Annotated in this window: 26 protein-coding genes; 16 read left to right on the top strand and 10 right to left on the bottom strand. The window is 32.7% G+C overall.

Annotated features, from left to right (window positions below; genetic code table 11):
- The 14 genes from HRU50_RS15490 to HRU50_RS15425 all read left to right on the top strand — a co-directional run bounded on the left by HRU50_RS15490 (position 1) and on the right by HRU50_RS15425 (position 11317).
- On the top strand, positions 1-327 hold the full coding sequence (locus tag HRU50_RS15490; RefSeq protein WP_296352136.1) for a hypothetical protein: 327 nt from the start codon (positions 1-3) through the stop codon (positions 325-327).
- Between the two features lie 209 nt (positions 328-536).
- Positions 537-1481 (top strand): RibD family protein, encoded by a 945-nt coding sequence (locus HRU50_RS15485; RefSeq protein WP_296352134.1) that lies wholly within the window; start codon positions 537-539, stop codon positions 1479-1481.
- Positions 1478-2413 (top strand): hypothetical protein, encoded by a 936-nt coding sequence (locus HRU50_RS15480; protein WP_296352132.1) that lies wholly within the window; start codon positions 1478-1480, stop codon positions 2411-2413. The genes HRU50_RS15485 and HRU50_RS15480 overlap by 4 nt, the downstream gene beginning before the upstream one ends.
- A 4-nt stretch (positions 2414-2417) precedes the next feature.
- Positions 2418-2792: a 6-carboxytetrahydropterin synthase gene (locus tag HRU50_RS15475; protein ID WP_296352129.1), complete on the top strand. Its 375-nt coding sequence runs from the start codon at positions 2418-2420 to the stop codon at positions 2790-2792.
- Between the two features lie 4 nt (positions 2793-2796).
- Positions 2797-3468 (top strand): CDP-alcohol phosphatidyltransferase family protein, encoded by a 672-nt coding sequence (locus HRU50_RS15470; RefSeq protein WP_296352128.1) that lies wholly within the window; start codon positions 2797-2799, stop codon positions 3466-3468.
- 9 nt (positions 3469-3477) lie between these two features.
- Positions 3478-4422, top strand: coding sequence for a glycosyltransferase family 4 protein (locus HRU50_RS15465; RefSeq protein WP_296352125.1), 945 nt, complete (start codon positions 3478-3480; stop codon positions 4420-4422).
- On the top strand, positions 4419-5033 hold the full coding sequence (locus tag HRU50_RS15460; RefSeq protein ID WP_296352123.1) for a methyltransferase: 615 nt from the start codon (positions 4419-4421) through the stop codon (positions 5031-5033). Before HRU50_RS15465 ends, HRU50_RS15460 begins: the two co-directional genes overlap by 4 nt.
- Positions 5030-5734 (top strand): methyltransferase domain-containing protein, encoded by a 705-nt coding sequence (locus HRU50_RS15455; RefSeq protein ID WP_296352121.1) that lies wholly within the window; start codon positions 5030-5032, stop codon positions 5732-5734. Before HRU50_RS15460 ends, HRU50_RS15455 begins: the two co-directional genes overlap by 4 nt.
- Entirely contained in the window at positions 5731-6498 is a 768-nt protein-coding gene (locus tag HRU50_RS15450; protein ID WP_296352119.1) for a cyclopropane-fatty-acyl-phospholipid synthase family protein, read from the top strand. Before HRU50_RS15455 ends, HRU50_RS15450 begins: the two co-directional genes overlap by 4 nt.
- Positions 6495-8186: a sulfatase-like hydrolase/transferase gene (locus tag HRU50_RS15445; RefSeq protein ID WP_296352117.1), complete on the top strand. Its 1692-nt coding sequence runs from the start codon at positions 6495-6497 to the stop codon at positions 8184-8186. The genes HRU50_RS15450 and HRU50_RS15445 overlap by 4 nt, the downstream gene beginning before the upstream one ends.
- Before the next feature lie 120 nt (positions 8187-8306).
- Positions 8307-9224: a hypothetical protein gene (locus HRU50_RS15440; RefSeq protein WP_296352115.1), complete on the top strand. Its 918-nt coding sequence runs from the start codon at positions 8307-8309 to the stop codon at positions 9222-9224.
- Positions 9225-9263: 39 nt separating this feature from the next.
- Positions 9264-9812 carry a VOC family protein gene (locus tag HRU50_RS15435; protein ID WP_296352113.1) on the top strand — a complete coding sequence of 183 codons (549 nt, stop codon included), beginning with the start codon at positions 9264-9266 and terminating at the stop codon, positions 9810-9812.
- A gap of 14 nt (positions 9813-9826) precedes the next feature.
- The gene (locus tag HRU50_RS15430) at positions 9827-10534 is read left to right on the top strand and encodes a DUF6090 family protein (RefSeq protein ID WP_296352112.1); all 708 of its coding nucleotides are present in this window, start codon (positions 9827-9829) and stop codon (positions 10532-10534) included.
- 15 nt (positions 10535-10549) lie between these two features.
- The gene (locus HRU50_RS15425) at positions 10550-11317 is read left to right on the top strand and encodes a hypothetical protein (RefSeq protein ID WP_296352109.1); all 768 of its coding nucleotides are present in this window, start codon (positions 10550-10552) and stop codon (positions 11315-11317) included.
- Positions 11318-11610: 293 nt separating this feature from the next.
- Here the strand turns inward: HRU50_RS15425 and HRU50_RS15420 are convergent, their stop codons facing one another.
- The gene (locus HRU50_RS15420; protein ID WP_296352107.1) at positions 11611-13809 is read right to left on the bottom strand and encodes a SulP family inorganic anion transporter; all 2199 of its coding nucleotides are present in this window, start codon (positions 13807-13809) and stop codon (positions 11611-11613) included.
- Between the two features lie 337 nt (positions 13810-14146).
- Between HRU50_RS15420 and HRU50_RS15415 the strand changes: the two genes are divergently transcribed.
- Both HRU50_RS15415 and HRU50_RS15410 read left to right on the top strand, forming a co-directional pair.
- Positions 14147-16306 (top strand): M3 family metallopeptidase, encoded by a 2160-nt coding sequence (locus HRU50_RS15415; RefSeq protein ID WP_296352106.1) that lies wholly within the window; start codon positions 14147-14149, stop codon positions 16304-16306.
- Between the two features lie 77 nt (positions 16307-16383).
- On the top strand, positions 16384-17133 hold the full coding sequence (locus HRU50_RS15410) for a HupE/UreJ family protein (RefSeq protein ID WP_296352104.1): 750 nt from the start codon (positions 16384-16386) through the stop codon (positions 17131-17133).
- 8 nt (positions 17134-17141) lie between these two features.
- Here the strand turns inward: HRU50_RS15410 and HRU50_RS15405 are convergent, their stop codons facing one another.
- The 9 genes from HRU50_RS15405 to argC all read right to left on the bottom strand — a co-directional run bounded on the left by HRU50_RS15405 (position 17142) and on the right by argC (position 25595).
- The gene (locus HRU50_RS15405; protein ID WP_296352102.1) at positions 17142-17768 is read right to left on the bottom strand and encodes a phosphoadenosine phosphosulfate reductase family protein; all 627 of its coding nucleotides are present in this window, start codon (positions 17766-17768) and stop codon (positions 17142-17144) included.
- A gap of 103 nt (positions 17769-17871) precedes the next feature.
- The gene (locus tag HRU50_RS15400; protein ID WP_296352101.1) at positions 17872-18291 is read right to left on the bottom strand and encodes an Rrf2 family transcriptional regulator; all 420 of its coding nucleotides are present in this window, start codon (positions 18289-18291) and stop codon (positions 17872-17874) included.
- Positions 18292-18322: 31 nt separating this feature from the next.
- The gene (gene argH, locus HRU50_RS15395; RefSeq protein WP_296352099.1) at positions 18323-19597 is read right to left on the bottom strand and encodes an argininosuccinate lyase; all 1275 of its coding nucleotides are present in this window, start codon (positions 19595-19597) and stop codon (positions 18323-18325) included.
- A 96-nt stretch (positions 19598-19693) separates the two neighbouring features.
- Positions 19694-20761 carry a M20 family metallo-hydrolase gene (locus tag HRU50_RS15390; RefSeq protein ID WP_296352097.1) on the bottom strand — a complete coding sequence of 356 codons (1068 nt, stop codon included), beginning with the start codon at positions 20759-20761 and terminating at the stop codon, positions 19694-19696.
- Positions 20758-21534 (bottom strand): acetylglutamate kinase, encoded by a 777-nt coding sequence (gene argB, locus HRU50_RS15385; RefSeq protein ID WP_296352096.1) that lies wholly within the window; start codon positions 21532-21534, stop codon positions 20758-20760. The genes HRU50_RS15390 and argB overlap by 4 nt, the downstream gene beginning before the upstream one ends.
- Positions 21534-22469 (bottom strand): acetylornithine carbamoyltransferase, encoded by a 936-nt coding sequence (locus HRU50_RS15380; RefSeq protein WP_296352093.1) that lies wholly within the window; start codon positions 22467-22469, stop codon positions 21534-21536. Before HRU50_RS15380 ends, argB begins: the two co-directional genes overlap by 1 nt.
- A 47-nt stretch (positions 22470-22516) precedes the next feature.
- Positions 22517-23647, bottom strand: a complete 1131-nt coding sequence (locus HRU50_RS15375; protein WP_296352091.1) for an aminotransferase class III-fold pyridoxal phosphate-dependent enzyme — start codon at positions 23645-23647, stop codon at positions 22517-22519.
- Positions 23648-23753: 106 nt separating this feature from the next.
- A complete protein-coding gene (gene proC / locus HRU50_RS15370) occupies positions 23754-24554 on the bottom strand; it encodes a pyrroline-5-carboxylate reductase (protein ID WP_296352089.1) in 801 nt (266 codons plus the stop codon).
- 63 nt (positions 24555-24617) lie between these two features.
- The gene (gene argC, locus HRU50_RS15365; RefSeq protein ID WP_296352087.1) at positions 24618-25595 is read right to left on the bottom strand and encodes an N-acetyl-gamma-glutamyl-phosphate reductase; all 978 of its coding nucleotides are present in this window, start codon (positions 25593-25595) and stop codon (positions 24618-24620) included.

The following is a 25595-nucleotide window of genomic DNA, read 5'->3' as shown; positions in this document are numbered from 1 at the left end:
ATGACAAAAAAGTTTATTCATACTTCAAAAGAAGTAAATGGAGCGAAATGTAAAAGTGAATTCATTATTCCAGATATATTCAATGCCAATCCTAAAATGATTGGGCTTGAAACTGGAAACACATATAAATCTGGTAAAATAGTTTATACAGGGGTTAATTTGTCAGTGAATGAAGTACTTCAAAAAACTGAAAAACAAAAGACTCTAGGTTTTTTAAAGAAGAGAAGAGCAAAAAAAATAATTAAAAATTATTTATGCCAAATAAAAAATACTGAAATTGGTGCTGTAGTTACTCTAACTAATGATTATAAGCTCTTAAAAATATAAAAAGCAAGTAATTAACAATATAAAGCACAATCACAGTACAACCGACTCCATCCTACTCTATTAAGTCATATATATTTGGTTTATAATATCTATTTGTTGAATTCACTTAACTTAAATTAAAGGTTATCAATTTTTTTTGTAATTTTTCGCATAACTATGAGACTGAAAAATTCTAAGTAGATCTTTTTCGATCTATCCCTAACCATACTATGACTGTAGATAATTTACTTTGGTCCAAAATCTTGAACCTTAAAAACGCTATTCCAGAAGGAAAAATATTGGGCTGGCGTTATGTAAATGGTGCGTTTTCTGAAATTTTATCTACACAAAAAATAGACACAGATTTCGACGCCATTCTAATTCCGTCGCAACTTCTTAATCAAATTGACGTATCGGGTTTTGATATTACCAAATTGCCTTTTAAGTCACTTTATCTTATTACAAAACATACGTTGTCTCATACTGACAAATGTATTTTACAAAACTATTGGCCACTAGCGATTTTATCACATTTTAATGATGATTTGCCTTATGTTTTTATTCATTCAGCAACATCTTTAGATGGTTATTTAGCAACATGTTCTGGGCATTCGCATTGGATTGGGAATAATGAAAACCTAGTACATTCTCATAGACTTAGAGCCTTATTTGATGCTGTTTTGGTAGGTGGAAAAACGGTATTAAATGACAAACCTTCTCTTAACGTTAGACATGTAGAAGGTTCAAACCCAAAACGCCTTATCCTATCTAATAAATGTGATGATTTGTCGGCACTTAAGGAGATTGCGGATTGCGAAACCTATTTAATTAGGAATGAAAAGTTTGGCTATGACGATGTTGCAAACAGCTTTGATAAATTTATTTTTTACTCCGGTGAAAACAAAGAAGAAAAAATTCGAGACATTCTTAAAAAGTGCAAGGATGAAAATATGTCTTCAATCTTAATTGAAGGTGGCGGAGACACATTAAGCGCGTTCATTGAGACTAAATATGCTAATATTATTCAGTTTCATATTTCCCCACTATTATTCGGCAATGGTATAAAAGCTGTAAAACTTCCTGAAGTTTCAACAGTTAATGAAGCCTATGAACTTTCTGATATGTTTGTGACACCAGTTGGCAATTCATTTATGATAACTGCAGGACTTCAATGACAAAAGTACTTTGGCATAGCTCAACAATTAGTGAAATCAAAGAAATGATTTTGCCTCAAGTCAAAAAGAATGAGATTGAAGTCATGAGCCAATATTCAATGATTAGCCTCGGCACTGAGCGTTTAGTCATTCAAAAAAAGGTACCAGAATCTGTTGTGAATTATATGAAAGTACCGTATATGCAGGGGGATTTTTCGTTACCAATTGCTTATGGTTATGCGGTAGCAGGCAAGCTTAAAGATGGTACCAAAGTACATGTTATGCATCCACATCAAGATAAATGTGTTGTAAAACCTGAATCTATATTTACAGATTGTGAAGATTTACCAAGCCGAAGAATTCCATTAATAAGTAATATGGAAACGGTTATAAATGCTATTTGGGACAGTAAACTCAGCAAAGAACAATCTATACTTATAACTGGTTTTGGAAACTTAGGGTCTTTACTTGCCACAACCTTGAAATATCATTATAAAATCTCACCCAAAATTCTTGAATCCAATACATGGAGACAGCAAAAAGCAAAGGATTTAGGTTTTGAACTTTTTAAAACTGGAGATACTTTCGATATTACTTTTAATACCGCTGCCAATGAAAATGCGCTTCAGGTTTGTATAGATCATGCCAATGAGGAAGGTACTATTATTGAAATGAGTTGGTATGGTGATGATGAAACTACAATAAAGCTTGGTGGAAATTTTCATAAGAATAGGCTCAAGATTATTTCAACTCAAGTGTCAAAAATACCTTTAGATAAAAGGTCTGAATTTGATTATCACAAAAGGAAAATCTTAGCTGTAAATATTTTGAAAAACGATGCTTTTGATGCCTTAATCACTAATATTATTCCTTTTGAAAAGGCACCTGATTTTTTTAATGCCGTAAGACGCAACACGCATGGTGACGGTTTAATCTATTTAATAAAATACTAATGCAATGTATACTGTAAAAGTTAGAAATTCAATAATGATTGCGCATTCTTTACCAAATCCATTTTTTGGTCCTGCGCAACACATGCATGGGGCAACCTATGTGGTAGATGTAACATTTAAATCTAAAAATTTAGATGAGCACAATGTGGTGATCGATATTGGTAAAGCAAAATCTGTTACTGCTGAAGTTTTAAAAACGTTGAATTATAAAAACCTAGATGAACTTCCGGAATTCAAAGGAAAACTTACAACTACCGAATTTGTAGCTAAACATATTCATGATCGTGTCAAAGATCAGGTTAACGCATTCTTTAATGGTAAAATAAGTGTTTGCCTTGGTGAAACTCACGACGCTTGGGCGAGTTATTCAGGTGAGTAAATTTATGAGCATTCTCAAAAAAAGACATATTGAAACTTGGAGTATTTACAATGCATTTGCAATGGTCATTGCCTTTGCAATCGCATTTTTCTTAAAAAAAACTGAACCGCTTATTGTTGTATTTACCGTATCAATTATCGCATTAGTTGTCATCAACAGAGCATCTTTATTTCAATCGAAACGATTTTTTGGTGTTGCTAATACCATTACACTCATTAGATATATACTTATCATTCTTAGTTTTCAATTGATAAACTCACAAGAAACTTTTCTAATCTATGGTCTTACAACTGCAGTAATATTAGATTTTTTTGACGGTAAAGCAGCGCGGTATTTTAACGAATCATCTTTTTTTGGTCAGTATTTTGACATGGAAATTGACGCATTTTTTGTGCTGTTAATGTGCTTTTATTATTACTTTTTCCAGGACATTTCATGGTGGATTTTAATCCCGGGATTATTAAGATACATCTATAGGATTTATACGTTCTGTATTCCAAGAAAAAGCAAAAGCGAATCAAAAACCAATTACGGAACTATCATAGCAGCAAGTTTCTTTGTGATTCTGCTTTTGGGTTTAATAACGAAAGATCGTTTTCAAACGGTCATCTTGGCCATTGGTTCAATGAATATAGTCATCTCCTTTGCTATAGGATTTATTCAATATCATAAATAGTCTCATCAAATGTATATTGAATTCTTAAATAATATATCCTTAAATATCATCTCTGGTGGAAATCGATACAACCAGAATATTATCGAAGGATTAATTAACAAAGGTCATACGGTTGACTACCATGTGGAATCTAAACATAACCACTATGATTTATGCATTCTAGACAGTTTAGTTTTAAACTCCATCGACTACTCTAAGTTTCATAATAACACACCTATTTTTGCCTTAATACATCAAATTCCAAAAATTGAAGCACACAAGATTGAATTTTTAAGAGATCGTGCCAAATGTATTGTTACTGGCAATCCAACAAAAACTGAACTTATTGACACATGGCATCTTAACCCAAAGAATGTTACAGTAATTAGACCTGGAATTGAACTTACATGGAACGGAAAAACGACTTTCAAGGATATCCCAAAGCGCATATTACTTGTTGCCAACTTTATTGAAAATAAAGGTTATGAGATGCTCATTACACTTATAGAAACACTAGAAAGAGAAGAGTTTGAGTTTCGTATTGTTGGTAATAATGATTTAAATCCAAGTTATGCTGAACACATCATTGAACGATTAAAACAAACGAATGCTAATGTTGTCATATTAGATAAAATTGACAGAAATGACCTTTATCTTGAATTCATTAATGCAGATATTTTTTTAAGCTTATCAAAATCCGAATCCTTTGGCATGGCCATTTTTGAGGCTTTAACACTTAATATACCAACCATAAGTTACAAGACAGGCGATTATATGTTTTTTGAAACATTTAAAAACTACTTACCTATTGAAAACTACAATGTAAAGCATTTTACGAGTGCTTTATTAAACTGGCATTCAAAACCTGAGGACTATTCAAAATTTTGTAATGCATCAAATAGTACTCAGAGATCTTGGGAAATGGTCACTAATGAGTTTCATGATTTTTTAACGTCTAATATAGTTAAGGTATGAATCTCATAATTCAATACACCATCATAGCGTTTTATGTATCCTTAATTTTAGAGTTGTTCTATTATAGCGTGCCTAGCATTGTGGTTACAAAGCGTATACTTAGGCCTAAAGAGGAAGATGTGTCTGGATTTTCACAACATAAAGCACGGATTTTTAGATGGTCTTTTGGTACCAAATTGGCTGTATTTGTAATTCCTTTAGTCTTCATATACCTTTTACATCTTTTACCAGCTTTTTTACTCTATGAATTGAGTTTTAATAATGTCTCAATAACATCAAATCTCATGGCAATAGCGGGAATATTGTTAGTAATATTCGGAAGGATTTTCAGCCATAAATACCTTTCAAAAATTAATGCTATGAGGGCAAATATGCTCACAGATTTTATTTCTACTGGTATTTTTAAATATAGTCGTAATCCTGGTTTAATAGGTTTGTACATTAGCTTTTTAGGTTTTTTCATGATAAAACCATCTATCTTGTACAGCATATGTTTTGTTATCTATATCATTCATATGCATTTTAAAATACTTCTAGAAGAAGATTATTTAACGAACTTACATGGTGATAAATACCTCAGCTATAAAAAGAAAATAAGACGCTATCTATGATTAAACATTCAACAGAACAAAAACAAATCGTAGATTGGTTTAATAACACCTATACCAAACGTGGTGAATGGTATTTGAGACCAAAGCACGCGTATTACATATATTTAGAAGTACTTAATGCAAAAGCTAACCAAAAGTTGTTAGACATAGCTTGTGGACTTGGTAGACTTTTAGAGGCTTCTTTAGAATATAATGTAGTGCCTAGTGGTATAGACATTTCTGATGTAGCGATAGCAAAAGTAAAAGCAAAATTTCCACAACTAGATGTAAGCGTTGCAAATGCAGAAGAACTACCATTTGAGGATAACAGTTTTGACCTACTGACTTGTATTGGATCTTTAGAACGAATGATTGATAAGGACAAAGTACTTAATGAGTTTCTTAGAGTTGGAAAAAAGGAATGTAGATATTGCTTTTTAGTACGAAATTCTCAATCTACAAACTGGATGTTTTTTAAAAAATTTCTAGGGCTAAAAAACAAAGCTGGCCATCAAGACGCCATGGATTACAATTCGTGGTCTCAATTGTTTACAAAGGCTGGATTCAACATTTCCAATGTTTACCCAGATCAATATCCTTTAATGAAACGTCTTAAAAGAAGAAGTTTTTGGTTAAAAACCATTGATTATAAATCTGTCGTAACAAGCAAAACACCAATTGAAAAAGCGAATGAATTTTTATTCATATTAGAAAAAAAATGACCGAAGCCGCAATAACATCTATTTATAACAGACTTTTTAAATGGGAGGGAAAAAGTGCTAAAGCACCATATCCTATTCATAAAAAATTGAATACCGTTGCCTTTGGATATGATGATATTTATAAATGGATTTTAGACAACTACCAATTTAATGCTGACAGTAAAGTTTTGGATGCTGGTTGTGGTGTTGGTTATGGAAGTCTATTAATTGCAGAAACAAAACATTGCCAAGTTAAAGGCATAAGCTTAAGTGATGCAGAAATTCTGCAAGCGACACAATTTTCTAAGGAAAAGAATTTAGAGCATCTTGTCACCTTTAACGTGACATCTTATGATAAGCTAGAACCAAAAAGTTTTGATTTTATAATCGCGACAGAATCCGTTAAGCACAGTTTAAATTTAGAGAAAACCCTTAAGTCCTTAAGGAATGCCTTAAAACCAAACGGTACTTTAATTATCGTGGATGATTTTTTGACAAATGAAACTTACTCTAATTCAATTAAAAGCTATCAAAAGGATTGGCAACTTGCAGAGCTATTATCGGCTTCAGATGTTTTACCACCATTTCGTCTTAAAAAGGACCTTACAGATTTCGTTCAAACAAAATCCAATCTTAAAGTAAATTTTAGTATTATTTTACTGAATGTATTAAAACAAATAAATTCAGTAGCTACAATTATGCGAGGTGGCTTGTATCTAGAAAAATTATTTAATGAAGGTGTTATGAAATATTACATCATTGATTTTAAAAAACCAAATCAATGAAAGAAGCACTACTATTTTTTCTTTGCCTTCTTGGCATTAACTTCTTGGTATTTCTTCCCCATTGGATTATTGGGTTATTTCTTAATAATAACCCAAAGAATAAGGCTGAAAAAGAACAAGGATTTACTCATATTACCAAAACAATAATCTATAAAAGATTTACCAACGATTTCTTCCGATTCTCTGCAGAAATTCAAGTGCTGATTATACTCTTTTTAATCAGTAACGTCTTGCCTGACTTTTTTAAAATGGCCATAACGCTTATGGCAACTTTTGGATTTGTCTACGTTACCTACATCTCTTCTATTATTTCGGTTTTTAAAAAAGACCCAGTATTAACTAATGATATAGAATTTGCCAAAACAGGATTTATGGCGTACAGAAATAAAGCAAAGTTAGCTTTATTCAGTGCTATTTTAGTGACAGTAATAGTATCTGTATGTTTTTATTTTTTAACGGATCTTTTAATTTCAACATCCTTAAAGTTTCACTATAAAGGTGTTATACTATGCTTTATTGTAATGAGTTTAGCGTTATCGGCTTACTCAATAAAAAAAATGCGTTATGATTTCTATATGAGTGCCATAAATTTTTCAATTATTAGGCACTTCATTTTAAACTTAAATAGAAGTAACCAACTTAAAAATTCTTTAAAATCTCTTAACTATCAAAAACCTTATTCATACGTTAACGAGATTAAACCTTTGAAACATCCTAATATTATTTTTCTTTCACTTGAATCTTATGGTGAAATTGCTCTACAAGACGAAAAAGTAAAACATTGTGTTATTGACAAATTGAAACAATTAGACAAGGTATTACAAAAAAAAGGTTGGTTAAGTGCAAGTACTTTAAGCAAATCACCCATCAGTTCTGGAGGTTCTTGGATTAGTCATTCTTGTCTTTTTTACGGCGCAAAAGTTAAAGATAATGCTGCGCATGATCTTATTTATACCAAAACAGATTTTGTGTCTCAGTTAGAGTCATTACCAAAGTTCTTTAAAAACCATGGTTATAAAACGACTTCTACAGCAACCTTGTCCTATAATCAGAATGAAGTCAACTGGGAAAAAGTTAATAATCTATATCCTTTTGATGAACTAATGCTCATAGAAGACTTTGATTACAAAGGAAAGACCGTACCAATTTTCGGTAATAGAGACACATTACCAGATGAATACACCTTAAATTATGCCTATCAAAAACACCTTGGTCAGTCACCCTTTTTTCTATTTGTAAATACAACAAACTCACATTACAGCTTTTACTCTCCAACAAAAGCGTTAGAAGATTGGAACGCTTATAATTCTGAAGATTTTCAACTCACTGATGGCCTCAAGAAAAATGCAATTAAAAATTATACCACAGCTATTAATTATCATTTTGATTATTTAGAAAAATTTATTCTTAATATTGATTTAGATGATACTATTATTGTGTTATTCGGTGATCATCAACCACCATTTATAACCAACAATAATTCTAATAAAGACACACCTATTCATATCATTTCTAAAAACGAAAACTTTGTAAATGCCTTTGAATACAAAGCTGGACTAATCCCAGAAAAAAGTACGCAAAACCATGAAGCCTTCTTCTCGATATTTTTAAATGCTTTCAACAAAGCTTACGGTAAAAGTCCTGAATTAGAAACCCCAATTTTTAAGGACGGCATCAATCTGTATTGAGAAATGACAAATCCCAAAATAAATAAACACTGTAAGCAAAATATCAGAATACTTAATTCATAAAATATCATTAACTTATACCATTAGATAATTCCATCGTGAATTAAAGTTAAATGACACATGAAAATATTTACTAAACTTTCTATTCTTTTCTTTATGAGTTTTTTTTCTTCATTATTTGGTCAGACCGAAGAACATATTTATTTAGCCGGTTGGGAAGTAGAATTTAATGGAGATGAACAATGTCAAAAATTTCTTAAAACACAGGTTGTAGATAAAAAAACTGCTAATAATGTATGGGCTTCAATAGATCTTGTATTTAAGAACGGAAAACTTGTTAAGGCTTTTGATAATGAAGAAGGTAAACGGACAGTGCGCGAATTAAATGAGAAAGAAATTGGCTTAGAATTTCAAACCCTAAAACCAAATCAGATTTTTCGTTTTGTAGAGGTAGATACATCTAAAAGTTATCTTGGTGGTGATATTCCAGATGAATTTAAAATGCCGGATTTAGAGTTAAAAGCACCTTTTCAATATTTAGGAAAACTCTCAAACACTGAAGAGACATTTAATTGGCTTCCATCTGATATTCATTTAATTGCACCACTTTATTTAGATATTGATAAAGTTTTTGTTGACTATTCGGACCCATTAAATCCAAAAATTTTGAACAAAGAAGAGTTAGAAGACACAGAATCCTCCTATGATGAAATAAACCCTAATTCTGAAATAATTTATGAGAAGGTATTTATAACCATGGAAAAAACATTTGACTTTGATAACATGGCTTTTTCAGGTGTACCAAATTGGATACAAAATCCTGAAATCCCTACATGTCCAAAATCAAAAAAAACCATGAAATTTTTATGCCAGCTTACAGATGCTCTCAACGTAAAAACAAAAACGACAACCGTAACCCCAAAAGACGATTGGTCAAAACTCTATTATGAGAGAATGAATTTTTGGGGAGATGGTGATTTGTATATATTCTTTGAACCTGAAAGCAAAGTTGCTTGTTTTTTTATACAACACACCTAGACTATTTTAACTTGAAATGAATTGTAAACATCGCATATTATGAGACACATAACTCTTATAACAATATTTAGTTTAATTGTTCTTAGTTGCGCTAATCACGAAAAAGAACAAGCTCAAATTTCTGAGATCGAAAACTTAAAAGCTGAGAGAGATAGCCTTACCAATATACTAACAGAACATAAAAAGATGACAGAAAATCAAATGTATAGATTTCTCACTTTTCAAGATAATAATGCTGAAAATGCTATGAACTTTTATATTGAAATATTTGAAAACTCTGAAATAATTGATGTTAAGCGATGGCAAAAAGAAGCACCTGTTGAAGAAGGTAAAATTATGCAGGCCACGTTTAGTCTTAATGGAAATCTTTTTATGTGTAGTGATAGCCCTCCAATTCATGATTGGGATTTCACACCTGCAGTTTCAAATTTTATTGAATGTAAAAGCGAATCTCAACAGGACAATCTTTTTACAAAACTATCGGAAAATGGAACTATTACCATGCCTTTAAACAATTATGGTTTTAGTGAGAGATTTGGATGGGTTATAGACCAATATGGGATCTCATGGCAACTCAATCTCAATTAAACTTATAATTATAGATGTTAAGGTTTTTCAGACGAATTAGACAAAACTTGCTAAGTGAAGGAAAGTTTGGTAAGTATATAAAATATGGCGTTGGTGAAATTATTTTAGTGGTTATTGGTATCCTAATAGCTGTCAAAATTAATAATGTTAATATTGAATATCAAAACGAGGAAAAGGAAATACTTTATCTCACAAGACTCACCACTAATTTAGGTTCTGACGTTAGATTGTATGAAGCTATTATGGCTAAGGATAGTCTTTTAATTAATGATCTAAATAAAATTAAAACGAATTTAACATCCTATATTAAGAATATTAAAAAACCAATTGAAGATCTCGACCTTCTCATAAAGCGATATAAATTTAGTGCTAATAAAACTGTGATAGACAACCTCATTTCATCTGGTAAAATAGATTTGTTGCGAAGTAACTTATTAGTCGAAAGGATTCTGGCTTATTACAGACAAACAGACCAAATTAAATCTGGTATTGATTCCGCAATTACAATAAACAACACAGAAATCACTAACGATTTATTCTTAAAATTTATACCAGAAAACATAAACGATGAAAATTATACTCAGGTATTAAAAAACTATATTGATTATAGATTACTTTTAATTAATAAACAATTAGACCGATACAATTCTCAGCGACTTCTAGCGGAAAAATTAATTGATCAGATTAATGAAGAAATTGAACTAATAGAAACTGTTTACTAAATAATACATATTACATTGGATATCATAGGCGCATTTTTTACAATCCTTACCATTTTATTTGTGGTGCTACCAACAATTGGTATTGTCCTGCTTATTAGGTATGTCATAAAAAAGTCTAAAGCAGACCAACCCAAACATGTTTTAGAGAAAGAACAACATGATATGCTAGCAAAAGCTAGATCTAAAAAACATAAACTTTCGCAATGGCAAAAACAATCTATTGAAGAAATCTCTAACGATCTTAATTTCAATTACGTTAAAGGCTTTACACGCCGGTTTAATGGTTATATTAAATCACTTAATGGTGAATCATTACTTTACTTCAGAAGGTTAGACAGAGGACAATTTAAGACCACTTCTAAAATTATAGCTATTGCCTCCAATTTTGAAATATTCTATTCTCAGACGCAAGAAGAAATTTCTGTTTATGTCAATGAAGCATTTTTTGGTAAAATTTCACCAGGTAAAATTTTTAATAGTAAGCAAGAACTCATAGGTACGCATAATAGAATGACTAGTGGTAAACCCTATTATGAAGTTGTTTTAAACGATCAGAGAATTGCTTACGTTCTCAAAAACACTGAACGTAGAACATTGTTAAAAAATCCGTTTCATGATGCTCGACCCTCAAATCCTTTAGAAGTTGATGTGTTTGAACAAAATCCTGTTTCAATTAATGAAATGATACAACTCTGTAAAGCACCTGATGATTATGAATACCATTGGTTACGCTGTATTGTCATTTATGAAATCATCTATTACGGCATTGATTTTTTGCAGTAGGAATGAGTGCTTAATTAGTAACTGGAAAGTTTAAATAAATCGTATATAAAATAATAGAAACGAACACAAAAAAGGTCAATATCAAATTATAAACAATTTGAATAAAACCATTTGAAAAAGACCAAAATTTGGGCAACTCTCTACCAACAAGAAAAGAAATAATGGCAAAAAACAAATAACGTAGTAGATTACCAATAAAGGTAAATACTAGAATTAATAGTGGGTTTCTAGGATGATTACTAAGCAACGAATAAAGGTATCACATTTGTGCAATAATGGCATTTATAAATAACTTAAGCTTTCGCTTCTTGAAACCTTTTTTTAACCATCTCTGAAGCAATTTTATCTACGTATGCAATAAGATCTTCATAGGTCTTTCCTTCCGCAATTAAATCCCAATCGTTATGAATTAATAACTCACGTCGTTTACATTCAATATGATATGGATGTTCATCAACTATATTGGTGATTTCTGGTGTAAAAAAGGCATCTATCAATTCCTCATTATCACCATAAACATTAAAAGGCATCCCGTTAGACTTTGACATTAAATCAAAATCATATTTCTGATAAAAATTGAACAATTCATTTTTACCTTGTGTATAAAACTCAGGAATACCTCCTTTAGCAATATTAAAAATTAGTGCAACCGTTGCTTTACTGGTTTCAGCAGAGAAATCATCAACACTTACATAAGTAAGGTCACAAATCATAAAACTGTAATATTCGCGTGTACCAACTACAAAATTTTGCGCTCTACGTAATTTAGATAATATAGAGAACGCACTTAAATGTGGTCGCACAAAAGATGGACTTAAATTAGCCTCAAAATCTAGGGCTTTAGCCATTGCTATTTCTTTGATACTACTTGCACGCTTCGTTAAATCCGTATACTCTGAAAATTTATGATAAGGATTGGTTATCAGTTTGCGTGATGATAAATGATGTTGGGATTGAAAATGATGATTTTCAAAACCGGTTTTAATCAACTCACCACCTTCTTTCGTAAACTTATTTTGAATGTTGTGAATGTTATTCAAGAAGGTATGATCAATAAAATGCGCTTCACTAAAGTCTAATAAAATCCTTTTGTTTTTAGGTTGCTTGTCTATCAATGCTTTAAACTTCAAATAATTAATAAAAGACGCAACACCTGTAAATTTAATGACCATGCCATCTTCATTGTCTGAAATCTCAGTCTTAAGACCAAACATTTCCCCAACCTTTACACCTTGTACAAGTTCTATAACAACTTTTAAAGCAATACCAGCAGCAACGCCTAAAAGTAAATCTGTAAACAAGGTGACAACTAATGTCACCAAAAATTGAAGCAATTGATCTATTCCGACAGTATTAATCTTTTTAAATTCTTGCGGCGAAGCCAATTTATAGCCTGTATACACAAGCATAGCTGCTAATGCCGCATTGGGTATTGTTTTAATTACAGCAGCAGCTAAAAGGACAAATAAAAACAGAAACAAGCCATGATAAAAGTTACTCATTCTACCTTTTCCTCCTGCATTAATATTTGCAGAACTTCTTACTATTTCTGAAATCATTGGCAATCCTCCAATAAGTCCAGCAACTGTATTTCCCACACCAACGGCAACCAAATCTTGGTTAAGATTAGTCTCTCTATCTTTTGGGTCTAACGCATCCACTGCCTTAGCACTCAACACAGATTCTATGCTACCTACCAAAGCAAACATAATGATATACTTTATTGATGTGTAACTCAATAATTGTGAAAAATCCGGAAATGTTATTCCGCTTAAAAAACTTTCTGGTAACACCACCAAATATTGAGATGGTTCTACATCAAAATTTAAAGAACCAACTGTGTAACTATGAGCCTGAGATAAATTAAAAATAAAACCTAGTGGAATGGCTACAAGAAGAATGAGCAATGGTGCCGGTAATTTCTTTATCGTCGCATTTTTTACATACGGATGTCCAAACAATAAGAGTAAACTTAATAATCCAATTACAGTTACCTTTGGATTTAAATGCATGATACTCTGAGGAATTTCTGCAAGTAGTGCCATAGAACCTTTAGATTCAGGCGCTACACCAAAAACAAGATGGATTTGTTTACTAATGATAATGATTCCTATGGCCGCAAGCATCCCTCGAATCACAGAAATCGGAAACATATCACCTAACTTTCCGAATTTGATAAAACCCATAAGCACTTGGATAATACCTGAAACAACAATAACCGCTAAAGTTAGTTTGTAACCTAAAATAGGATCGCCACCACCTAATTCTTCAACCGAACTAATGGCTATGGCAATTAATCCGGCTGCTGGACCTTTAATCGTCAAAGGTGCTTTAGTTAAAAAAGTAACCATTAAACCACCGATAATCGCTGTATAGATACCGGCAATTGGCGGAAAACCACTGGCTTTAGCTATTCCTAAACATAGTGGCAAAGCGATTAGAAATACCAGAAAACCTGATATTACATTAGACTTTGTAGATTTATTTATCATTGTGCTTAGATACTAATCTGTTGTGTTGCCAAAATTCCGAAACCTCAGCACATTCACCACACAATATCTATAAGTATTAATTATAGAAAACATTATCTAATTAAATGCAAAACCTCTAACATATTGATTTTATTGATTTCATCCTGAATTAAAACTCATAAGATTGTATCAGTTATTCTTCTGAGATAAACATTCAAAAATTTAAATTTTAGTTAAACCCGCTTAAAACAGTCCTAAATTTTTTTAGCTTTTAACCTAGAATCCACTTATATTTACTAGGAAAAATGAAGTCATTAAAGACTGAATTACAATCTAACTAATCACTAATTTTCAACACATGAAAAAACTTCTTTTTTTAGCTACACTTGTAGTTATTAGCTCATGTAAAAACGAAACAAAACAACCAGAAATGCAAACATCTGAAAATCCGTTTTTTCAAGAATGGAATACACCTTTCGAAGTGCCACCATTTGAAGATATTAAAGACGAGCATTACATGCCTGCCTTTGAAAAGGGTATGGAAGAACATCTTTCTGAGATTGATGCCATCGTTAACAATACGGAAGCACCAACTTTTAAAAACACCTTAGAGGCATTAGAAAAAAGCGGCAAACTTCTCAATAAAGTACAAAGCGTGTTTTACAATCTTACTGGTTCTAATACAAATCCAAAATTACAAGAACTTCAACGCGATTTAAGTCCGTTGTTGTCTGCACACAGTGATAAAATATCATTAAATGAAGGATTATTTAAGCGTATAGAAACCATATATCAAGAAAGAGAAGGTTTAAGTCTAACAGAAGAACAATTAAAGCTTTTGAGTGACACTCGTAAGGGATTTGTACGTAGTGGTGCTTTGTTAAATGCAGAACAAAAAGCACAAATTACCAAAATAAACTCTGAAATTTCTGAGTTAACCACAGCATTCGGACAAAATCTACTCGCCGAAACCAACGGATTTGAACTTATTTTGGATAAAGCTGATTTAGATGGTCTTTCGGATGGAATTATTGCTGCAGCAGCAGAAACAGCAGCACAAAAAATGGAAGCTGCAGAATCAGATGAAGACAAAGCCAAGTATAAAGATAAGTACGTGTTTACGCCTCACAGAAGTAGCATGTATCCTTTCCTAACAGAATCTAACCGCAGAGATTTAAGAGAAAAGCTTTATAAATCTTATGTAATGCGCGGTGATAATGGCAATAAAACTGACAATAAAGAAGTGGCGGCTAAAATAGCCAAACTGCGTGCCGAACGTGCTCAACTTATGGGTTATGAAACTCACGCACATTTTGTATTGGAAGAGCGCATGCTTAAAACACCAGAAGAAGTTTATAATCTTCTGATGCAATTATGGAAACCTGCACTAGAAAGAGCAAAAGTAGAAGTTGCAGATATGCAAGCTATTGTTGATGCTGAAGGACATGACTTTAAAATTGCAGCTTGGGATTGGTGGCAATATTCAGAAAAAGTACGTAAAGCAAGGTATAATTTAGATGAAGCTGCTTTGAAACCATATCTATCTTTAGACAATGTTCTTAATGGTGTATTTGAAACAACTAACAAATTATGGGGAGTAACCTACACCGAATTATTTGATATTAATACTTATCATCCAGACGCCCGCGTTTGGGAAGTAAAAGATAAAGATGGTAGTCATTTAGGTATTTTTATTGGTGATTATTTCTCACGTTCTAACAAACGTGGTGGAGCATGGATGAGTAGTTTTAAAAGTCAGTCTAATTTAGAAGGAAAAGAAAGACCTGTCGTTGTTAACGTTTGTAATTTCCCAGCACCAGTTGGTGATGATCCGGCACTACTTAGTTTTGAGAATGTAACGACTTTATTCCATGAGTTTGGACACGCTATGCATGGCATACTAACAAATGTAACATATAGTAGTATGTCTGGTACTTCTGGACCAAGAGATTTTACTGAGTTTCCTGCACAAATCCTTGAGCATTGGGCAAGTGAACCGGCCATTTTAAAATCTTTTGCGAAGCATTATAAAACTGGTGAAACCATGCCAGATGAATTGATAGAAAAACTATTAAAAGCATCTAAATTCAATCAAGGATTTGCAAATACTGAATATTTAGCAGCATCACTACTCGACATGGATTGGCACACACTTTCTGCTGAAGACGACATAAAAGATGCAGACGCATTTGAAAAGTCTTCTATGGAAAAAATAGGTCTTATTGAAGAGATTGCACCACGTTACAGAAGTACGTACTTCTCACATATTTTTGCTGGTGGTTATGCCTCAGGATATTATAGTTACGTTCACTCTGCAGTATTAGACTCTGATGGCTTTGAAGCATTTAAAGAAACTGGCGATGTGTTTAATCCAGAACTTGCAGCTAAACTAAGAACTCATGTTTACGAGAAAGGTTCAACTGAAGAAGCTATGGATTTGTATACGCAATTCCGTGGTCGTCAACCAAAAATTGATGCACTTCTTAAAGTAAGGGGTCTAGACGGCTCAGCTGAATAATATTAAAAAAATAGATAAATAAGAGCGGCACGGAATTCCGAGCCGCTTTCGTTTAAGATTGTTTCAAAAGAATCTTCATGAGATCTATAAAGATCATTTTTCTACTTTTCTTTTTTTTGTCTAGTGCTCAGATTTTTGCACATCCTGAAGATGAACTCATCATAAGGGAAATTGAAGAAGGGCAATTGTCGTTTCAAGACGACCAAATGACTGCTGAATATGAAGCAGCATTAAAGCGTCAACGTTTACGTAAGTTGAATGCCATGTCTGGATCGAAACAATTCTTTTTGTTCGTAAAAGCTGGAATAGAACATATTATACCTAAGGGTTTAGATCACATTTTATTCGTTTTAGGTTTATTTTTTTCCAGTCTCGTTTTCATGTCTTTACTTAAGCAAGTTACAGCTTTCACTCTTGCGCATACCCTTACATTGGCTTTAGCTGCCTTGGATATTATGCAAATACCAGGACAGATTGTAGAACCACTCATTGCATTATCTATAGTATGGATTGCTGTAGAAAATTGCGTCTTCAAGAAAACCAATAAATGGCGACCATTGGTTGTATTTGGCTTTGGATTGCTACATGGATTAGGCTTTGCTTCGGTATTGAGCGATTATGGTTTACCGCAAGGCAGTTTTATACCATCACTAATTGCTTTTAATATTGGTGTTGAACTTGGCCAACTGCTAGTCCTAATTATCGCATTAGCGCTTGTTTGGTTTTTTAGAAAGAAAACATGGTATCGCAGTTATATACAAATTCCAGCTTCTATAATCATAGCTCTCTTTGGATTGTTTTGGTTTATTGAGCGCGTGTTTTTGTAAAATACCATCTACAAATGTATCCCGCATTCTCTATTTGCTAACTGCTTGGTAGGATCGTAATACTTCGTCTCATTTGGTAAACTATACGCAGTAAGATAAGCTTCAATATCTTCATCTGAATAGTTATAAAATGGGCAAACCTTTAAAATACCATCTTTGTTTATAGAGACCACATCAATACTATCTCTATGCGTCGTTTGACCTTTTCTTAAGTTAGTAAACCACACATCTGGTTCATGTATTTTCATGGCACGTCTAAATGGTTCAAGCTTTACTTGTTCAGTGAAAATTTTGTGCTTTGGATCATCTACTGAAGGAACTCCAAGTGTAATATTTCTATATGCAACAGATTGTAGAGGTACATAGGTATGTATATTCAATTGCAGCTGCTCTATTAAATTGAAAGCATAACGATAGGTTTGTGGTGTATTGTAGCCTGTATCTACCCATAAAACTTCAACATTGGGTGCTTGCTGTACTAACGCATGAAGCAAACTCGCCGAGTATGGACCAAAATTGGTGGTGATTATAGGTTTCTTCGCTCGAGCTAATGCCCATGCTATAATTTCGTGTGGTGAAGCACTTTTCAAACTATCATTAATCTCTTCTAAATTTTGGGATGTGATATGAGTCAAATTGTTCGTTTTTTGATATATTCCTTTTATCCTATCGACTTTATAGGGTAACAAACATAAACATATTAATTTTCTTATGCAACTATTCGTGAAATTGATCTTGTTATGACTTATTTCCAGCTAAATCGGCCAATGTTGTATTTCTGAAGATTTCGAGAGTATTATCTCTTACTTTAATCATGAGATTATGTACAGCGCAAAGATCCTCATCTGGGCAATCACTACATGGCTCATAAAAATTAAGACTTACACAAGGAACCATTGCTATAGGACCTTCAAGGATTCGCATAATTTCAGTCATCTTAATATCATGTGGCTCTCTAAGCAAATAGTAGCCACCTCCATGACCTTTCTTAGATCCTAAAAATCCATTCTTCCGCAGTGTTAGTAAGATACTTTCTAAAAACTTTAATGATATATTTTCACTTTCAGAAATGGTAGAAATACGCACAGGTGTTTTACAATCTTGTTTAGCAAGATAAGTCAAGGCTTTAATACCATATTTTGTCTTTTTTGAAAGCATATTACAAAATTACTATATTCTGAATAAACAGTTACTTTGGAAACTTAGCTCTGATACTTTCTAAGGCAAGATTATGGATACTTCCAGTATGTGTATGTTTTTTTGATGTATCGGGTTCGTATGAACCATCGTTTACTTTAGCACCAATATCTTGATAAGCTTCTCTAAACGATTTGCCCTCAACAACAAGATTATTGATGTTATCAACTGTAAAAAGATATTGATATTTCTTATCCTTAATGTCAAACTGTTTCACCTTTATTTTCTGAATAGCATAATCAAAAATATCTAAAACATCCTTGATGCTTTCAAAAGCATTAATCACGTTTTCTTTTAATAATTGAAAATCTCTATGGTAACCACTTGGTAAATTATTAGTGAGTAATAACATCTCAGAATGTAATGATTGAATCTTATTACATTTTCCTCTAATGAGTTCAAAGACATCAGGATTCTTCTTATGCGGCATTATACTACTGCCAGTTGTTAATTGGTCTGGAAACGAAATAAAAGCGAAATTTTGACTGTTATACAGACAGATATCCATAGCAAATCTCGATATTGTATTTGCCAAACTACCCAATGCACTTGAGACTGCTCTTTCACTTTTCCCTCTACTTAATTGTGCTGCAACAACATTATATTTTAAAGTTTGAAAATCTAATTCTCTAGTTGTAAACTCTCTATCAATAGGAAATGAACTGCCATAACCTGCAGCAGAACCTAACGGATTTTGGTCTACAATTTTTTGCACAGCATTTAGAACATAAACATCGTCAATCAACACCTCAGCATATGCCGAAAACCACAATCCAAAAGATGAAGGCATCGCTACTTGCAGATGCGTATAGCCCGGCATTAAAACTTCTTTATGATTCTCTGCTAAAGTTAAAAGGGTATTGAATAAAGTTTGAACCTTTGATTTTACCTCTATTAAATTCTGCTTATAATAGAGTTGTAAAGCCACTAAAACTTGGTCATTTCTGCTACGCGCTGTGTGAATCTTTTTACCAATTTCGCCATAATTCTTTGTGAGTTCATACTCAATCTTGGAATGGACATCTTCAAACTGAGCATCAATAACAAAGCTTCCAGTTTTAATCTGAGTTTCTAATTGTTTTAGCCCTTCAAGAAGTAGTTCTAATTCTTGCTCAGAAATAATACCAATACTTTGCAACATTTTTGCATGTGCCGTAGATGCTTGTACATCATATTTAGCAATATGCAAATCAATTTGCCTGTCGTTACCAACTGTAAATTCTTCAATTTTTTTATCTATCGAAAACCCTTTATCCCAAAGTTTCATTTCTTACTATTATTTTGTTATTTGTGCAAAGACAGAAATCTACTTTTTACTATTTCATTTGTGTTTTGAGATTCCAACTTTCGCAGGAATAACATATTACAATATCTTCTTTAACAATTCTATATAAATGTCTATTCCTTCTTCAATCTCTGCAACATAAATAAACTCATCTGCGGTATGAGACCTTGTGCTATCACCAGGTCCAAGTTTTAATGATGGACAAGACAAAGCTGCTTGGTCTGACAACGTTGGTGACCCATATGTTTCTCTACCTAATTCAATGCCTGCTTGAACTAATTCGTGATTAATCGGAATAGAAGACGAATTTAGATGAAGACTTCTTGGTTCTATACTCGTACATGGTGACTTCTTTTCTAAGATTTGTGCAATTTCTTCATTACTGTATTTATCATTTACACGTACATCAATCACCAAATCTACCTCAGCCGGAACTGCGTTGTGTTGCTTTCCGGCATTTATTTGAGTTACAGTCATTTTTACATCGCCTAATACTGGTGACTTTTTTTCAAACTGATAGCTATTAAACCACTGCAACACTTCAATTGTATTGTAAATGGCATTGTCGTTATTTGGATGTGCTGCATGACTTGGCGTCCCTTTAACTTTGGCATCAAAAACCACGAGTCCTTTTTCGGCAATAGCTAAATTCATTAACGTTGGTTCACCAACAATGGCTACATCTACTTTCGGAATTATAGACAGCATACTATTAACACCATTTGGTCCACTACTCTCTTCTTCAGCAGAAGCGACGATAACAAGATTGTATTCTAACTTTTTCTTGTCATAGAAATAGGCAAATGTCGCTAATAAAGAAACCAAACATCCACCTGCATCGTTACTACCTAAACCATATAATTTATCATCTTCAATAATTGCTTTAAATGGGTCTTTAGTATAACCTTTGTTCGGTTTTACCGTATCGTGATGCGAGTTGAGTAGTAACGTTGGTTTGCCTTCTTCAAAATATCTGTTGATAGCCCAGACGTTATTTTTTGTGCGTTTATAATCAATCTTAAATAATTTAAACCAATCCTCAATTAACAATGCTGTATTGCCTTCTTCTGAAGAAAATGAAGGTGTCTCAATGAGAGATTTGAGAAGTTCTAATGCTTTATTTGTTAGTTCTTTTTTCTTCATCATTTTTGAATTGTGGTGTACCTAGAGTTCTGTTGAAATAGCATTTCTACTTTTCCTATACACACCTTCTTAACGTTAGCATTTATGGCATGAAAACAATTATCTAACTTCGGAATCATACCTTCATAGATAATATGTTCTAATTTAAGCTTTTCATAGTATTCTGAATCAATTAACTCAATGACAGAGTTATCATCTTCAACATCTCTTAAAACCCCTTTTTTTTCAAAACAATAATACAACTCTACATTATAATCATTCGATAATGCAATGGCAAGTTCTGAAGCAATAGTATCTGCATTTGTATTAAGTAATTGTCCTTTTTCATTATGAGTAATAGCACAAAATACTGGTGTTACTTCGGCTTCAATTAAAGCAGAAATTACTGTGGTATTTACTGCATCAATATCACCAACAAAGCCATAATCAATCGTTTTTACAATGCGTTTATGAGAGACAATAGTATTTCCGTCTGCACCAGTAAAACCAATAGCATTACATTGATACTTTTGAAGTTGAGCTACAATAGATTTATTAATCTTACCTGCATAAACCATAGTTATAATCTCTAAAGTAGCGGCGTCTGTTATACGTCTACCTTCAACCATGCTTATAGGTATATTCATTTTTTCAGCTAATCTCGTTGCAAATTTTCCGCCGCCATGAACTAATATTTTCGGACCTTTTAACTCAGTAAAGACTTTAAGAAACATACTTAACACTCTATCATTGTCAATGATATTTCCACCTATTTTTATGACCTTTAGTGTTTTCATTATAAATTCTCTAATATCTTTTTTAATACTACCTGTGCTGCAAATGTTCTGTTAGTAGCCTGCTGTATCACTACAGACTGATCACTATCCAATACTTTATCTTCAACCACAACATTTCGTCTTACAGGTAAGCAATGCATAAATTTCGCTAAGCCCAATTTCTCTTTTGTCATCATCCAATTGGTATCATGACTCAATATTTTACCATATTCTGAATAACTACTCCAGTTTTTAACATAAACAAAATCAGCATCTTTTAAAGCTACTTCTTGATTATACTCAATCTTGGTTTTACCAGTAATTTTATCATCTAATTCATAACCTTTTGGATGCGTAATTATTAAATTAACATTGTATCGTTGCATCATTTTTACAAACGAATTGGTTACAGCTTGCGGCAATGCTTTTGGATGTGGCGCCCAAGACAACACAACTTTTGGTTTATCCTTAGTCTTTAATTCTTCAATTGTTATAGCATCTGCTAAAGCTTGTAGCGGATGCGCCATGGCACTTTCCATACTTATCACAGGAACTGAAGCATACTTTTTAAAACTACCTAAAATATATTCTGACTCATCCTTTTGTTTATCTGCTAACGTTGGAAATGCTCTTATTGCAATAATATCTGCATATTGCGATATGACTTGAGCAGCTTCTTTTATATGCTCTGTTGTATTAAGATTCATTACGCTACCATCTTCAAACTCTAAATTCCATGAATCTTTTATATTTAAAATCATGACGTCCATACCAAGCTGCTTTGCAGCTTTTTCAGTGCTTAATCGTGTTCTTAAACTCGAATTAAAAAACAACATCACCAAGGTTTTATGCTTACCTAAGGTTGCAAATTGATATGGACTTTGTTTCAAATTGATAGCCTCAAGAACAATATCTTCAACATTAGATAAATCATTTATGTCTGTGTAGTTTTTCATTATTCTTAGATTTGAAACGTTTCGACTTCGATCAACGTGACACTGCATTAGCTCTTTAATTCGGTTTTTAGTGCTTCAAAAAAGGCATCAATGTGTTTCTTTTGAATGGTTAATGGTGGTAATATTCTTAAAAGGTTTGGGTTTTTAGAACTACCAGTAAAAACATGATGTTTAAAAATTAAATTTTTCCTGAGTTGAGCAATAGGATTTTCAAATTCTAACCCAAGCATTAATCCTCTGCCTTTTATGGTTTTAATTTCAGGAATCTCTTTTGCTTTCTCTTTAAAATAAGTTGCCATTATTTTGGCATTAATCAATAATTGTTCTTCTTCGATAACTTTTAACACAGAAAGCGTTGCAGCACACGCCAAATGATTACCACCAAATGTGGTTCCTAACAACCCGAAAGACCCTTCAATATTAGGATGAATTAAAATACCGCCAACCGGAAAACCATTGCCCATACCTTTTGCCATTGAAATAATATCTGGCTCAATACCATGTTTTTGAAAAGCAAAAAAATCACCTGTTCTCCCAAATCCACATTGAATTTCATCTGCGATATAAAGCGTATTATGCTCAGTACAAAGTGTCTTTAACTCTTTATAGAATTGGGCTGATGTTTCATCTAAACCACCAATACCTTGAATGGTTTCAATAATTACCGCACAAAACTCATGTATTTTAAAAGCCTCTTTAGTAGCTTTTATATCACCAAATTCCACAAACACAACATCTTGCTGCGCATTAATTGGTGCTACGATTTTATGATTATCAGTGGTTGCTACTGCAGCAGAAGTACGACCATGAAACCCATTTTTAAATGCTAAGACTTTATGTTTTTTTGTTTGAAACGAAGCTAACTTTAACGCATTCTCATTTGCCTCAGCACCAGAATTACACAAAAATAATTGGTAATCTTTACAACCTGAAAGCACTCCTAATTTTTCAGTCAACTCAACTTGTAAAGGATTTTGAATAGAATTGCTATAGAATCCTAACTGTCTCAATTGCTCACTGACACTTTTTACATATTCTGGATGCGAATGCCCAATAGAAATCACAGCATGTCCACCATAAAGGTCTAGATATTCTGTGCCTTTGTCGTCATATACATAAAGGTCTTTTGCCTTTACAGGTGTAACATCAAATAATGGATATACGTTGAATAGTTTCATAATTCTTTTAATCTAAAGCTATAAACTTGCTTGATGAGACTTATAACTTTGCAGGAATGACAGCGTAAAGCTGTCTTGCCTCCTAATTCTTGATTTCCCTTTTTTGCTAAAGCTGGTCAGTTTTTATTGTATTAATTTTTTGAAAAGACACAATCATCCCTTGTATTAAAGAAGAACTTAATCCTTTATGTTCCATCTCATTTAAGCCTTCAATCGTACAACCTTTTGGTGTTGTTACTTTGTCTATTTCCTGCTCTGGATGATTGCCAGTTGTAATTAATAAATTGGCTGCTCCTTCACAGGTATGCATTGCTAATTCTTGTGCTTCATTGGCTTCAAACCCTAACTGAATGGCTGCTTGTGTCGTTGCTCTAATCAATCGCATCCAAAATGCAACACCACTAGCACAAACTACGGTTGCTGCTTGCATAAGGTTTTCTTGTATAACTAATGAAGTTCCTAATCTATTGAAAATCGCCTCAGCAATCTTTACGCGTTCCTGTCCTTTATGATTACAGCAAATACAAGTCATAGACTTACCAACTGCTATTGCAGTATTTGGCATAGCTCTAATGATAAATTGGTCGGCTCCAACAGATGCTTCCATTTTAGCTAATGAATAACCGGTAATTGTTGAAATCAACACATGCTTTTCGGTCAATACTGACTTAATATCATTCAGGATATTTTCAAAATGAGCTGGTTGAACTGCAAAAATGATGACATCTGAATTTTTAACAGCTTCTACATTATCTGAAGTTGGAAACACATTGTTATAACCTTCAAAATCTGAAAGTGAACTAAGTTTACGTTTCGTTAAATACAGACTTGTTATGGCATCAGTAGTTATTAATCCTTTTGCTATTGATTTCCCTAAATTTCCTGTTCCTATTATTGCGATTTTCATTTTTTATCGTCTTTTATATCATTCTTATGTAAGATTCCTGCTTTCGCAGGAACGACAACCTTTTTAAAAATATGTTGCCTTAAGTTGTAATCCTGTTGTTTCTTTTAGTCCAAACATTAAATTCATATTCTGTACTGCTTGTCCTGAAGCACCTTTTAATAAATTATCTATAATGCCTGTAATTAACAAGGTATTATTGTGTTTGTGCAGATGTAAAATGCACTTGTTTGTATTAACCACTTGTTTTAAATGAATGGCGTCATCTGAAAGCACTGTAAATGGTGCGTCTTCATAAAACGTTCTGTAAATCGTTTTTGCTGTGTCTAAATCATCATCAAATTTGGTATAAACAGTTGCAAAAATCCCTCTTGAAAAATTTCCTCTATTTGGCATAAAATGAATCTCATTATTGAATGTACTCTGTAATTGATTCACGGTTTGATTAATTTCTCCCAAATGCTGATGTGTAAATGGTTTGTAATACGAAAAATTATTGTCTCTCCAAGAATAATGAGTTGTTTTAGACAATGATGTTCCAGCACCAGTTGCACCAGTTACAGCATTAATGTGCACATCGTCTTTTAACAATCCATTCGCTGCTAATGGTAAAACTGCTAATTGTAATGCTGTTGCAAAGCAACCTGGATTAGCTATATAACTTGATTGTTTTATATGCGCCTTTTGTAATTCTGGCAAACCATATATGAAGTTTTTATTTTTAAAAACACTTTCATTCTTCAATCTAAATTCATTACTTAAATCAATAATTTTAGTATGCTTTGAAAATGAGTACTTTTCTAAAAATGATTGAGAATTGCCATGGCCTAAACATAAAAACAACACATCTACATTTGAATTAATCGTATCTGAAAATTTCAGATTCGTTGTTCCTATTAAATCCTGATGCACAGCACTTAAAGCATTACCTGCGTTAGACGTACTATACACGAAATTGATTTCTACAGCATCATGATTGAGCAATAGTCTGATTAATTCGCCAGCGGTATAACCGGCACCACCTATGATTCCTGCTTGTATCAT

The organism is Winogradskyella sp., assembly GCF_013213835.1.
Taxonomy (GTDB): Bacteria; Bacteroidota; Bacteroidia; order Flavobacteriales; family Flavobacteriaceae; genus Winogradskyella.
The sequence above is the reverse complement of the archived record's forward strand: the minus strand, read 5'-3'. Positions and strand labels throughout refer to the sequence as shown.